The organism is Paenibacillus medicaginis (assembly GCF_042138635.1).
GTDB classification, from domain to species: domain Bacteria; phylum Bacillota; class Bacilli; order Paenibacillales; family Paenibacillaceae; genus Paenibacillus; species Paenibacillus medicaginis.
This window is the reverse complement of sequence record NZ_JBHIRY010000015.1, coordinates 119,161-131,599: the sequence shown is the minus strand read 5'-3', so window position 1 is coordinate 131,599 and position 12,439 is coordinate 119,161. Positions and strand designations below refer to the sequence as shown.

The 12,439-nt window shown below is 46.4% G+C and carries 13 protein-coding genes; 10 read left to right on the top strand and 3 right to left on the bottom strand.

The window, feature by feature from the left end; translation table 11 throughout:
- Positions 1-289: 289 nt before the first annotated feature.
- From ACE5LO_RS16155 to ACE5LO_RS16130, 6 genes are all read left to right on the top strand, one after another.
- On the top strand, positions 290-451 hold the full coding sequence (locus ACE5LO_RS16155) for a hypothetical protein (protein ID WP_375521041.1): 162 nt from the start codon (positions 290-292) through the stop codon (positions 449-451).
- A gap of 747 nt (positions 452-1,198) precedes the next feature.
- Positions 1,199-2,239: a leucine-rich repeat domain-containing protein gene (locus ACE5LO_RS16150; protein WP_375521040.1), complete on the top strand. Its 1,041-nt coding sequence runs from the start codon at positions 1,199-1,201 to the stop codon at positions 2,237-2,239.
- Between the two features lie 122 nt (positions 2,240-2,361).
- Positions 2,362-2,832, top strand: coding sequence for a hypothetical protein (locus tag ACE5LO_RS16145; RefSeq protein ID WP_375521039.1), 471 nt, complete (start codon positions 2,362-2,364; stop codon positions 2,830-2,832).
- A 184-nt stretch (positions 2,833-3,016) separates the two neighbouring features.
- Positions 3,017-3,718, top strand: a complete 702-nt coding sequence (locus tag ACE5LO_RS16140; RefSeq protein ID WP_375521038.1) for a GntR family transcriptional regulator — start codon at positions 3,017-3,019, stop codon at positions 3,716-3,718.
- 309 nt (positions 3,719-4,027) lie between these two features.
- Complete coding sequence (locus tag ACE5LO_RS16135) at positions 4,028-5,272, top strand: MFS transporter (protein ID WP_375521037.1); 1,245 nt, start codon at positions 4,028-4,030, stop codon at positions 5,270-5,272.
- A gap of 30 nt (positions 5,273-5,302) precedes the next feature.
- Positions 5,303-6,328 carry a zinc-binding alcohol dehydrogenase family protein gene (locus tag ACE5LO_RS16130; protein ID WP_375521036.1) on the top strand — a complete coding sequence of 342 codons (1,026 nt, stop codon included), beginning with the start codon at positions 5,303-5,305 and terminating at the stop codon, positions 6,326-6,328.
- 169 nt (positions 6,329-6,497) lie between these two features.
- Here the strand turns inward: ACE5LO_RS16130 and ACE5LO_RS16125 are convergent, their stop codons facing one another.
- Positions 6,498-7,421 (bottom strand): AraC family transcriptional regulator, encoded by a 924-nt coding sequence (locus ACE5LO_RS16125; protein ID WP_375521035.1) that lies wholly within the window; start codon positions 7,419-7,421, stop codon positions 6,498-6,500.
- A 443-nt stretch (positions 7,422-7,864) separates the two neighbouring features.
- Here ACE5LO_RS16125 and ACE5LO_RS16120 point away from each other — a divergent pair, with 443 nt between their 5' ends.
- The 3 genes from ACE5LO_RS16120 to ACE5LO_RS16110 all read left to right on the top strand — a co-directional run bounded on the left by ACE5LO_RS16120 (position 7,865) and on the right by ACE5LO_RS16110 (position 9,831).
- Positions 7,865-8,731 carry an aldo/keto reductase gene (locus tag ACE5LO_RS16120; RefSeq protein WP_375521034.1) on the top strand — a complete coding sequence of 289 codons (867 nt, stop codon included), beginning with the start codon at positions 7,865-7,867 and terminating at the stop codon, positions 8,729-8,731.
- 76 nt (positions 8,732-8,807) lie between these two features.
- Positions 8,808-9,113 carry an ArsR/SmtB family transcription factor gene (locus tag ACE5LO_RS16115; protein WP_375521049.1) on the top strand — a complete coding sequence of 102 codons (306 nt, stop codon included), beginning with the start codon at positions 8,808-8,810 and terminating at the stop codon, positions 9,111-9,113.
- 142 nt (positions 9,114-9,255) lie between these two features.
- Positions 9,256-9,831: an NAD(P)H-dependent oxidoreductase gene (locus ACE5LO_RS16110; RefSeq protein WP_375521033.1), complete on the top strand. Its 576-nt coding sequence runs from the start codon at positions 9,256-9,258 to the stop codon at positions 9,829-9,831.
- A gap of 7 nt (positions 9,832-9,838) precedes the next feature.
- Here the strand turns inward: ACE5LO_RS16110 and ACE5LO_RS16105 are convergent, their stop codons facing one another.
- Entirely contained in the window at positions 9,839-10,723 is an 885-nt protein-coding gene (locus ACE5LO_RS16105) for a TetR/AcrR family transcriptional regulator (protein WP_375521032.1), read from the bottom strand.
- A 160-nt stretch (positions 10,724-10,883) separates the two neighbouring features.
- On the opposite strand from ACE5LO_RS16105, the gene ACE5LO_RS16100 reads away from it, so the two are divergent.
- Positions 10,884-11,630 (top strand): MBL fold metallo-hydrolase, encoded by a 747-nt coding sequence (locus ACE5LO_RS16100; RefSeq protein ID WP_375521031.1) that lies wholly within the window; start codon positions 10,884-10,886, stop codon positions 11,628-11,630.
- Between the two features lie 85 nt (positions 11,631-11,715).
- Here ACE5LO_RS16100 and ACE5LO_RS16095 read toward each other — a convergent pair whose 3' ends face one another.
- Complete coding sequence (locus ACE5LO_RS16095; protein WP_375521030.1) at positions 11,716-12,186, bottom strand: DinB family protein; 471 nt, start codon at positions 12,184-12,186, stop codon at positions 11,716-11,718.
- Between the last annotated feature and the right edge of the window lie 253 nt (positions 12,187-12,439).

Here is a 12,439-nt window from a genome sequence, read left to right as displayed (position 1 = left end):
TGTTTTGTCATGAAGCAACCCCGCTTTCGTTGGATTGCCTTCATTTTCGCATGGTTTCCGTTTGTATTGAAGGTGGGTTAGATTTGACGCTTACGTTCATGATGAATCTGTTATCTCGCTTTCCGCCACTGACCCGGTAATTAAAAATGAGGCTCTCGCAGGTACCACGACTACGAGACAGTTTAATATTCCTCCGGGATTCGGTTATGTGAAAGTAAGTTTTGTAAACACTGGCACGAAACAATTCACATTCACTATCAACCAAGGATCTCCACCAGGAGCTCAAAAAATGTCTGGCACTGTCCCTGCTGATGGAAAAGAACATACATATTATAGTGACAAGGCCTGGTCAACTGGCTGGTTTTATGTGAACGTTTCTTCTGCACAAGGGATGTCTGGCAAATTGGGTGTGCGTGTGGGTACCGATCTCAACGAATTGAAGAATCTCTAAGTCGGCTTCCTTGCTGATAGTCTAAAAGCATCGGTATCGCCCTCGCCTTTTCAGGCGGGGCATTTTTGTGTTTAGGGGGAACTTGTTTTGAACTGGGAGGGAAGCCCCAAAGGTTCGCCCGCAGGAAGTGAAAGGGGAGCTTCAATGGAATGCATCAAACAGACGTGTATGACGTCTGAATCTACCGTTAAGGGTTTCATCGAAATTTCCTTCTGCTTCCATGTTCAATTCAAGATTTGGACATTCCATCACAGATAAGCGAGCTAGCGCGGGTATATCCACCTAAACTTCTATTCCAGCGTGTACATGAGCGTCCATTCTCAGACTTTTGTACGAAAAGCCGTACAAAAGGGAGCACAAGAGTGTCCATTTCCAGGTTGTTGTATGAAAAAACGTACAAAATAGAGCAAGCGAGCGTCCATTCTCATGTTTTTGTACGAAAAGTCGTACAAAGTAGAGCGCGATAGCATTCATCCTTAGGCTATTGTACGAAATATCGTTCAAAGTTGCTGTTTTTCGATCAAGTCTTACAAACATGGGGACGATGGGGCTATAGAATATAAATGTTCAGGATCGCACCGAGTATAGGAGGGTGTCCATCAGATTTTCCTATATGTTACGGGTCTGTCCGTGCTACAATGGGAAAAATAGTTAATTAGTTATTGTTTATGACTCATGGTTGTTTTTCACGGTTCTTGGTCTGGTATTGTCCAGCTTTAATCTAAATTAATAGAATGGGAGATCTATATGATAAGCATGTATACAGACCCAAGAGGCGAAGCTTACGAACAGATTATAGATTTGGCGATACAGAAGTCGGAAAGCTTTGTGCTTGGGGAGAAAATAGGGAATTCGCCTGATGTGGATCGGAGCCATATCGCAAACGTACTGGAAGCGCTGGAACCTTACCTGATGAAGACAATCGTGATCCAAGATGATGATAGGGCTGAGGTCGAACGAATAAGAAAAAACTTCAACAGCCATGCATTTTACACCACGGGAACCTATTATTTTTACAAATGCTGCGAAGAAAGCGGGCGCGTGCTGAAGCAAATGGCCAACCGCCTGTCGGATTGGGTTTATCCTAATCTGCCGGAAGATTTATGCTTCTTGAAAAAGGGAGGCGGAGACTACCTTTACTCAGTTGTGCATGAACATATGTACGGGATAGATGTAACTGAGGAAGAAGCGGTTGAGCTGATGAATCGGATCACAGGACTTTTTTTGAAATTGCAGGCTCACCAGGACCTGGATCGTCTGTTGGATGATGCGATTAAGCATAAAACAGATTGGCTATACATAAGCGGACATGGGCTGACAGAGCTGCCTGAGCAAATTCGGGAACTTACGGAATTACGTGATCTCGAAATTTTTGAACAGGATCTGTACCGTCTGCCCGCCGGGCTGTTCGAGTTAAGCAAGCTGGAGAGATTAAAAATCATGACCGCCGATTTGGAAAGCATTCCAGCGTCTGTCGCCAAGCTGAAGAACCTGAAAGAGCTTCGTATCTATTGTGGGAGTTCAGATCGACCGACCCCCACTTTTCGACTCAAACCGAAGGAACAAATCAGCCTGAATCGCATTCCACCAGAGATCGGAGAGCTGGAGCAGCTGGAACATCTTTCGATTCATTACACCTCGATCCATGAGTTGCCGCTTGAGCTGGAGAGGCTGAAGCACCTGCGGTTTTTGGATTTGGGGAATTGTATGATCAAGCGGAAGCCCGCTTTCCTCAACCGGATGAAGAAGCTTGAATACGTTAATGTATCACAGAGTTCGCTGTTTTAGATCTCCAGTATAGAGTCAATTCTCTAAATTGTATAATAGTGGATTTTAAATAGTTATATGTATTTTCAACTGGCGAGCGGGATAATTCAAATGTAGTTAGGGATTTTTAAAGGGGGGATTGGATGCGACAAATTCAGAGTATGAAGTTCAAAAAGCAAAAACTCTTAGGCCTTCTTCTTATTTCTATAGGGACTCTCATACTTATAAAAACTATCTCAGGCTGGTTAGAAGTGACCCCTGCTCTTTTTTATATTGGGGGTTATGGTGAGGTCGTTGGGAAGTTCCCTGTAAGGGACGAAGTGGTTAACTACCAGGTAACTTTCGACAACCCAACGAAACGAACTTTTATAATCACCAGCGTACAACCAATCCTCACTGACCAGAGTCGTGATTTACTAATCGGTAAAATTAAACCAATTAAACAAGTGAAAAGATTAAAGACTGATGATGTGGTTGAATATAGTGGAGAATTTCACTTAAACACCATGGATTTAACCGAAGAAGAGATTCAAAATATGATACCGATAGTAGAGGGGTATAAGGTAGTGTTCAATTCAAATGAAGAAATAATCCTACCGGTCAAGATAAATTGACGAGTATTATGTAAAATACCATGAAGACAGAGGGTGGTCAGACCTGTATATTTTATACAAATTGATTTTTTGGCAGAAGAGGCAGGCGGGGGTGCAAAGCACCGGCAGGGATAAAACGTTTGATTCCAATACTTGCATACAAGTATAATAGTTGTATTCGCAGCACATTAGGTAAGGTGAGAAAATGAATTTACCCAACATCTCCAAAAAAAGGAACACCCTATCCGATCATGCCTATCACGTTATTCGGGGAGCTATTGTTACATTGCAGCTGGAACCCGGGCAGCTTGTATTTGAATCGGAATTGGGCAATACATTAGGGGTGAGCCGCACTCCGATAAGAGAGGCTTTCCGCCGTTTATTGGCAGAAGAGTTAATCGAGATCCTGCCGCAGCGCGGGGCACGCATCGCATATATGTCCAAGAAGAAGATTGAGCAGGCTCGCTTTGTACGTGTGAGTCTTGAGGTGAGCGCTTTTAAAGAAGTGGCCCGGAAGTGGAGAGCAAACGATGATAGTTTCGAGAAGGCGTATCAGCAGATCAAGGGCATCCTGGAAGAGCATCGAAAAATAATTGATCAACACAACTTCGACATGTTCCTACAGCTTGATGAGAGCTTCCACAGTACGATTTTGGAGCTTACGGGAAATTCCACCCTGGTGTCGATCATCAATCAAATGCGTGGTCATTTAAACCGTATGCGGTATTTGGAGCTGCTGGAAACGAAGCATATGAATCAGCTTGTCAACGAACACGAGTCCATATTCGAAGCCATAACAGCTAATAACGAAGAGGAAACGGAACGGTTACTCAGAGAGCACATTACATCGCTTGAGAATTTTACGCCTGATTTAATTAACAAATACTCGCATTATTTCCAATCGTAAAATGATTCTCCAATCATTTTACGATTTTTTTTGTTTTACAAAGCGATACGTCGGCAACAAAATACCGGTAAATTATAACTTGTATACTAGCATAATGTATGCTAGTATTTCATTTGTGGTCGACCCAAAGGTTTCAAAGATGAAAAAAGTTCAGAAAAAGAAAGCGCTTTATTTTTGATTGAAAAGAACAATATCAAACTGCAAGGAAGATCATCGATGAGAATAGGATTTTCGCTGAACGAATTGCGGTTTGCATTGTACGTCGATGAACCTTATCGCAAAATTCATTACGAAGGGAGTTAACAGTTCATGTTATCTAAAGGGCGTGGCATCGTTCTGGTTTTGCTGTTTCTGGCGGGGGTTATTAATTATCTGGATCGCTCGGCCTTCTCCGTTGCAGCTCCATTAATTCAGGAAAATTTTCAGCTGGATGCGGCTCAGATGGGCTTATTATTCAGCAGCTTCTTTATTGGTTACGCTCTCTTTAACTTTATAGGCGGTTTCTTGTCCGACAAATTTGGGCCGAAAAAGGTACTCGGTTATTCCATGACATTATGGTCGCTTTTTGCCGGTTTAACCGCCGCTACCTTCAACTTCACCTCTTTGTTTGTTGCGCGTGTATTGTTTGGAATGGGGGAAGGCCCGCTCTCCTCATCGCAAAACAAAATGGTCAGTAATTGGTTTCCGAAGAAATACCGGGCCAGAGCTTTATCGATCTCCATGGCCGGAACCGCGCTGGGCGGAGCCATTTCGGGTCCAATCGTCGGAATCATAGCCTTGACGTGGGGCTGGAAAGTATCTTTTGTCCTGATTACGATTATTGGCCTGATTTGGACCGTGTTCTGGGTCAAATGCGTTAAGGATGCTCCAAAGAACGATGCAGACGATGAAGCCGAGGAAGAAGAGGTGCAGCATGCTCCGACCGGCAAAACTAAAACACCGCTCTCCTACTATTTGAAGCATCCGACGGTTTTGTTCACGTCAGTAGCGTTTTTTGCCTACAACTATATCCTGTTTTTCTTCCTGACCTGGTTTCCAAGTTACTTAATTCAGGCCAGAGGGCTTGATATCAAGGAAATGAGCTTTGCCACGATGATTCCGTGGACGGTTGGATTTCTCGGTTTTGCCCTGGGCGGTTTTATTATCGATTTTCTTTATAAAAAGACGGGAAATGCTATGTTCTCTCGCAAGGTCGTATTGGTCACATGCTTGCTTGGCGCTGCGGTCAGTATCGGCTTTGCCGGTCTCGTGAGCACGACGGCCGCCGCAGTTTCATTGATGGCATCGGCGGTGTTCTTCCTGTATCTTACAGCGATTACATACTGGGCGATTATTCAAGATACGGTTGAAAAAGAACGAGTTGGCGGTGTTGGTGGTTTCATGCATTTTCTTGCGAATACATCCGGCATCATAGGGCCGACGGCTACGGGATTGCTTGTGCAAACGACAGGCCATTTTACAAGCGCTTTCATTTTGGCAGGAGGCTTGGCGGTGATCGGGGCATTGTGCGTTGCTTTCTTCGTTAAGCCCATTAAGGTTGAAAAAGTGAAATAAACCCAAATCATAAGGGATGGAGTGAGTGGATTGAAAGCGATACAAGTTGTGGAACCAGGGAAAATGAGACTGATTGAGAAAGAAATGCCGCATATTGTTCACGGTAATGAGGTGCTGATTAAGGTTCGCATGGTAGGCATATGTGGCTCCGATATGCACATTTATCACGGGACCTCTCCAGTAGCGACCTACCCCCGCGTCATCGGACACGAGATGGTTGGGGAAGTCGCAGAAATTGGCGCGGATGTCAGCCGGCTGACGCCCGGAGATAAGGTTGTCATGGAGCCAATCGAAACCTGCGGGCAATGTTATGCCTGCAAAGCCGGTCGCCCCAATGTGTGTGTCAAGCTGCAGGTGTACGGAGTTCACAAGGACGGCTCCTTCCAGGAATATATGGTCCTTCCCGAGCATTTAGTGCATAAAGTGGACAATCGCTTGGCTTGGGAGGAGGCAGTTTTGGTCGAGCCGTTCACGATCGGCGCTCAAGCGAACTGGCGTGGCGATGTCCGAGCCGGAGATTATGTTTTTATTATGGGAGCGGGCCCGATTGGCTTGTGTGCGCTGCAGGTCGCCAAAATCAAAGGCGCGATCTGCATGATTTCCGACTTGAGCGATGAGAAGCTTGCTTATGCCAAGGAAGCTGGCGCCGACTATACATTGAATCCGCTTAGGGATCATGTGGCCGACGAGATCAATCGCATTACGGGCGGATTAGGTCCGAATGTAACGATTGATGCGGTTTGTACGGAAAAAACCTTTGAACAGGCGGTGGAATTGACCTCTGTGGCCGGACGGGTCGTCGTTCTCGGCTTTGGCACAGCTCCTTCGCAAATACCGCAGTTCCTCATTACCAAGAAGGAATTAACCATAGTGGGTTCCCGATTACAATCAGGCAAATTTCCTGAAGTGATAGAATGGTTTAATAACGGGAAAATCAATGTGAATGCTTTTGTCAGCCATCGTTTTGCGTTGGAGGATTTCCATGAAGCGATCAAGCTCATCGAAACCAACCCTAACCAGATTCGGAAAGTAGTCTTGGAGCTCCATACGAATTAGAGAAGTCCAGAGTTAAAACTGATACATACGGGTTGGGGAGAAGCTCCCCGGCCCGTTTTTTCATAGGGGGGTGCACAGTAGAACGCCTGTGGACCAAACCGTTTGTTCTCATGACCACGAGGAGGCTTTTTCTTGTTCATTGGATTTTACTCGCTGCTTCCAAAAGATCCTAGAACGACGGGTTTAGTGTCTCGTCATATTTTTCCTTTAATGCTTTAATGTCTGCTCTGGGTGGAGAACCAAACATACGTGAATATTCGCGGCTGAATTGGGATGCACTTTCATAGCCCATCCGGAATGCGACATCAGCGGCTTCTGCCGACTCGGATAACAGAATTCGGCGTGCTTCCTGCAATCTCAACTGCTTTTGCAGCTGAAGAGGACTCATAGCGGTTGCTTCTTTAAAGTTTCTATGAAATGACGAGACACTCATTTTGGCCATGTCTGCAAGCTCCTCGATCCGCAAAGGTTTATCGTAATTATGGATAATTTCTTCAATAGCTTCCCTGATGCGATAGGTGCTGCTTCGCTCCATAGCGATTTGCCCCAGCGTCACTCCAAACTCTCCCTGCAGAAGCTTGTACAGAATTTCCTTGGTATAGAGGGGAGCAAGGTACGGGATATCTTGCGGCTTATCCAGTAATCGGGCTAATCTGAGCACCGCATCCATGAGAGATGACTCCATCCGGCCAATAAACACAGCCAGCTTGGCATTTTCCTTCTGGTTGACTTGAATAGCTGTGTCATTTAAAACTTCTAAAATTTGCGACCGCGTAAATTCAATCTTGAAGCCCAAATAGGGAACGTCGGGAGAAGCTTTGATCACCTGGCTAACCAGCGGCAGCTTCATGGATGTAATGAGGTAGTTTGCAGCACCATATTCAAAGCGCTCTTGTGCGAGCAGCATTTCTTTCAGACCTTGAGCAGTGGCACAGAATGCAGGATTGTAAATCCTGTAGACCGGCTCGGTTACATCCGTGAAACGCATAAAAAACAGAGACGGGATAGCTGTTTCATGAACCCCGTCCCGGTCTGAATGACGCTCAATCAATTTGGCGAGCTCATCCTGCTGGTTCAGCATTTCCTCAAGCATAGAATCCTCCTTATAGAGGTAGTTCAAAAAGTCATCTTTTGATCACGAAGTAAGTCAGGAAGCGGACTCGACATCGAATCTTGAATTCAACCGGGCCTAAGCGGATGCTTCCGAAGCATGTTTCCTGCGGAAACATTTCAGGTGCTCACGTACCCCAGTACGCTCTGCTCCTCAGTCCCTGGCTTCATCCAACCTTCTCGGTGCTGAAAACCTGACTTTTTGAACACGCACTTATAGCTTTATCCTTTTTAATTATAAGGCATTACTGGTCTGCAAAGTTAGTGGCAATAAGAGAATCAGGCAATCATTCAAGACAATCATGGTACCGGTTTAGTTTTGATTTGCTGCATAATAAGGTTACTCCCGGGGGAGCAGGCTAATAATCAAGAAAAGTGACCACAAAATTTTGGATCATCATAATAAATAAAATTGGAGGGTTTCAAATGCAGAAAGTAATGCTGAACAATGGTGTTGAAATGCCGATCATCGGTTTTGGTGTTTATCAGATCAATGATGCGAAGGAATGTGAACAAAGCGTTTATGATGCTATTATGGCAGGCTATCGTTTAATCGATACCGCTTCCGGTTATCAAAATGAAGAAGCTGTCGGCAGAGCCATCAAGCGCAGCGGCGTGCCAAGAGAAGAATTGTTCATTACGACCAAGCTCTGGATACAGAATACGGGCTATGATAGCACCAAGAAGGCTTTTGCAAAGTCACTGGAAAGATTGCAACTGGATTATCTGGATCTGTATCTGATTCACCAGCCATTTGGTGATGTGTATGGTTCCTGGCGTGCCATGGAGGAGCTGTATCATGAGGGGAAAATCAGAGCCATCGGTGTGAGCAACTTCCACCCGGACCGTCTTGTGGATCTGATTCTTCATAACGAAATCACTCCTGCCGTCAATCAGGTGGAAACACATCCATTCTTCCAACAAATTGAAAGTGCTGCTCTTATGAAGGAGTACAATGTGCAGATCGAGTCCTGGGGGCCTTTTGCCGAAGGCAGAAATAATATGTTCCAGAACGAAGTTCTGCTGTCGTTGGCTGAAAAGCATCAGAAATCTGTAGCTCAGGTGATTTTGCGCTGGATGATACAAAGAGAAGTTGTCGTCATTCCAAAGTCGGTCCGTAAAGAAAGAATTATCGAAAATTTCAATATTTTCGACTTTGAATTAAGCCAGGAGGATATGGAGACGATCGCCAAGCTGGATACGAAGCAAAGCAGCTTCCTCTCCTATCATGATCCGGAAACAGTGAAAATGCTAAGCAGTATTAAGCTGGATAGTTTAAAACTTGATGTCTGATTGGATGCTTTCAGCAACTGACATGGAATTGTGTTGACATATCGAGAAATATCGATATAATGGTGACATGAAACCAATAGATCCAATTGAAGTCTTTAAGGCACTGTCTAATGAAGCTCGTCTGCAAATCCTGGAGTGGCTGAAAGATCCTAAAGTTCATTTTGCTGGACTTCAGGAGGGGGTTGATCTTCTCGATGTCGGGGTATGTGTCAGCCAGATCACATCCAAATTGAAGATGACCCAATCCACCACATCTCAATATTTGTCCATACTGCATCGGGCAGGGCTTGTACATGCGACCCGGGTGGGAAAATGGACATATTACAGGAGAGATGAAGAAGCAATACAACAAATTGCTGCCTATATTCACCATGACCTATAATCGATAAGAGCTGAATTCTATCCAGGAATTCAGTTTCTATCGCTTATATATCGACAATTCGGGATATGTTAATCTTTTTTGCCAAACAAATCGACATATCCCGAATTATCAAAAATTCATCTACAAAAAGGAGCTGTTCTAAATGTCTAACCATTCTCACCTGTCTGACAGTGTAAAAACGCTCGTCATCGTTGCTCATGCTGATCTGGGAGCATCCCGGATCAACAAACGATTGGTGGCCGAGCTTGAGCGTAGAGGCCATGTTACCGTTCATCGGCTGTACGAGACGTATCCGGACGAAAAGATCGACGTTGCCCGTGAGCAGGCGCTGTTGTTGGCTCATGACCGGATCGTGTTTCAATTTCCTTTGTACTGGTACAGCTCGCCTTCACTGCTGAAGAAATGGCTGGATGCGATATTTGAGCTTGGCTTTGCTCATGGCAGAGGCGGCGATAAGCTGAAAGGCAAGGAGCTCCTTGTTGCTATTTCTTCGGGAGGAGCTGCAAACATGTTTCAGGCCGGAGGACTGCACAATTATTCCTATAGCGAGCTGCTGCGGCCGTTCCAGCAAACCGCCAATTATACGGGAATGATCTACCGCAGCCCTTTTATAGTAAGCGAAATTCGCGAAGTGACCGATGAGCAGCTTGAAAAATATGCTGTGGAATACGCCGACTATGTGGAGGGCCAGCCTGCCACTACGGGTACAAAAGGTTAACCGCAATCTAGGTCAGCAGCAGCTTGAGCTGGCGCAAATACGAGCGCAACTCAGGAACAGCCTCAAGATGGGCCTTCAGCACACGCAGCAGGGTGAGGTTCGGCTTCTCCGCAAGCACTTCCTGCTGGAGCAGAGCTACGACCTCACTTAATTCCATGCGAGAGGATTCAGGCAAGGGGAGCGTTTGAATCCGTTCCTCCATCGCCGCCAGGAAGTCGCGAACCGTGCCTTTCCGCGCCGCCTTTTCGCTTCGTTCCATAGGATGGGAACGGACGATCCTTTCACCGCCAATCGATCTGGGGGCTGTCCGGACCAAATCCAGGGCGACAGCCTCCATTCGATCTGCGATAAAGTCCGCAATTTCCGCGATCGGTTGCGAAATCACCTTTCGCAAAACACCGTTCATATATTCATGGAGGATGCCCCGAAAGATCAGGACGGCATCCCACACATATGGCTCAATTCCTTCGCCGAATGTCTCAATCAGCATTTCCTTTTGCCAGATGAGCAGGGCCCCTGTCATTTTTTTCTGTGCCTCCAGGAACGGCATATTCTGCATAAGGGAAGGCTCATGAAAATCGGTCATTAGCGCATGATTCTCGAGGATATAGTATAGATAGAATTCGATCTTGCGGCTCAGCTTCTTCTTCAGAGACAAGCCAAGGGACATACCGGAACGATTAAGCTCGGATGCTTGCTCCAGCAGCGTCTGATGGCAGGCTGCGAACGCCGCTGTAAACAGCTCCTCTTTGGACGGATAAAATTTGTAAATACTCGCTTTTGCCACCCCGCACGCTTCGGCAATATCTTGCATGGAAGCGGCGCTGAAGCCTTTTTTTCGGAATAAATCCATGGCTGTGTCGAGGATTTTATCTTTTTTTGTGTATTCCATTCAGCAGATCACCCAACCCTATATTGACATGAGATGCAAATGAGGTCAACATACCTCCATTTGACGATGGAACTAAATAGTTTTATATTGAACTTATAGGTTTTTTAGTTGAGGTAAGGAGGTATGCCGGCGATCGGCCCTTGTGCCGGGGACGGCGGTGATGATGCGTATTGCGGAAGGATTAGAAATGTTGGACCTGGAGATGAAGCTTGCCGGGCGTTCAATGATGATTCACCCGGTCATGATTGTCGATAAGGAGGATTGGACGTTGATCGATACGGGTACTCCGGGCTTATCAGGCCAGATTCTCACTTATGCCGGGCAAGCCGGAATCATCGGCAGGCCGCTGAGCGCTATCGTTTTGACGCATCAGGACATCGACCATATCGGCAGCTTGCCGGAGTTTCTGGAGATGGTGGACACAGCACCGTTGGAAGTATACGCTCATGAAGCTGATAGGGACACGATCGACGGGAAAGCACCGTTGCTGAAATTTCCTGCGGACAGCTTGCAGGCCGAGCTGGCAACCCGGCAGGACGAGGTACGTATTGCGTTCGAGAATATTTTCCTCCGTCCGTCAAAGCCGAACGTGACGCGGCTGTTGGTGGATGGGGAGACGCTGCCCATCGGCGGTGGTCTGACAGTCATCCATACGCCTGGTCATACACCGGGTCATGTCAGTCTTTATCATCAAACGAGCAAAACGCTGATCGCCGGGGACGCCCTGGTGATCAACAACGGTGAGCTGCAATGCTCTTCTCCCTACTCAACCAATGACATGGAGCAAGCGGTCCGCTCACTGGAGAAATTCAAACCGTTCGACATCGAAAGGGTCGTCTGCTACCACGGTGGACTGATGCAAGGAGACATTAACAGACTAATTGAGGAATTAATCGCAAAGCCGTAATCTGTTTTCCGGATCGACGCTACCTTGATTGAAAACATCGAGGCAGCGTCGTTTTTTTGTAATCTATGGAAGTCAGCCGAGTGGGTCAGGCGTTGTCGCTGAGCCGCGCGTACAGGATGTAATCCATGGGTGCCGGCTCGAAGTCGTCTGCGCGGAGCAAGGTATTGATCTGGCCACGATGATATTGGCCGTGCAGGGCGACGTGCAGCAAAATGTCCCGGACGGATGATTCAAACGGCTCACCGGCCTGGCTGCGATACGCGATGGGTTTATCCAGCGATTCTTCCGGCAGAGCGTCAAGCCAAGTCCGGAAGCCGCTTCCGTTCGCATCGATCAGCGCTTCACAGACGGCCAGGTCCGCCTTATCCGCCCATAGTACGTTCCCTTCACTGCTCTCGCCGCGCAGCCGGGTCAGCCAAATGTTCTCCGCCTGAAGCACATGCAGGAACAGTGTGGCTTCCTTGCTGGCTTCATCCACCGGCGCTGCTTGCAATGCTTCAAACAGCTTGCGGTTTGCCCAATCCATATGCGCGAATAGCGCTTGAATTGTCTTCATGTATTTTCGACCTCCGTCATTCTTATGTTATGCCTCTTCTTTTGGATTGTATCATATCGCCTCACATGACAGGCATGTTTACCGTATTCGAGGATTGACCCCCGCCCCCCCCCTGTATAAGTGGATAAATAAATCTAAAGAATAGTGTTGACAAAATGAAAATAAAGAAATATTATTATCTCATGTTAAAAATACTTTAAATAAAGATAAATAATTTGAATGTTGTTTTGCAGAGCAAATCCAATACCGCACT

Excerpts from the sequence above, each read along its gene's own strand:
- ACE5LO_RS16155 (WP_375521041.1), top strand. The coding sequence starts at position 290 with ATGTCTGGCACTGTCCCTGCTGATGGAAAAGAACATACATATTATAGT.
- ACE5LO_RS16150 (WP_375521040.1), top strand. The coding sequence starts at position 1,199 with ATGATAAGCATGTATACAGACCCAAGAGGCGAAGCTTACGAACAGATT.
- ACE5LO_RS16145 (WP_375521039.1), top strand. The coding sequence starts at position 2,362 with ATGCGACAAATTCAGAGTATGAAGTTCAAAAAGCAAAAACTCTTAGGC.
- ACE5LO_RS16140 (WP_375521038.1), top strand. The coding sequence starts at position 3,017 with ATGAATTTACCCAACATCTCCAAAAAAAGGAACACCCTATCCGATCAT.
- ACE5LO_RS16135 (WP_375521037.1), top strand. The coding sequence starts at position 4,028 with ATGTTATCTAAAGGGCGTGGCATCGTTCTGGTTTTGCTGTTTCTGGCG.
- ACE5LO_RS16125 (WP_375521035.1), bottom strand. The coding sequence starts at position 7,421 with ATGCTTGAGGAAATGCTGAACCAGCAGGATGAGCTCGCCAAATTGATT.
- ACE5LO_RS16120 (WP_375521034.1), top strand. The coding sequence starts at position 7,865 with ATGCAGAAAGTAATGCTGAACAATGGTGTTGAAATGCCGATCATCGGT.
- ACE5LO_RS16110 (WP_375521033.1), top strand. The coding sequence starts at position 9,256 with ATGTCTAACCATTCTCACCTGTCTGACAGTGTAAAAACGCTCGTCATC.
- ACE5LO_RS16105 (WP_375521032.1), bottom strand. The coding sequence starts at position 10,723 with ATGGAATACACAAAAAAAGATAAAATCCTCGACACAGCCATGGATTTA.
- ACE5LO_RS16100 (WP_375521031.1), top strand. The coding sequence starts at position 10,884 with ATGATGCGTATTGCGGAAGGATTAGAAATGTTGGACCTGGAGATGAAG.
- ACE5LO_RS16095 (WP_375521030.1), bottom strand. The coding sequence starts at position 12,186 with ATGAAGACAATTCAAGCGCTATTCGCGCATATGGATTGGGCAAACCGC.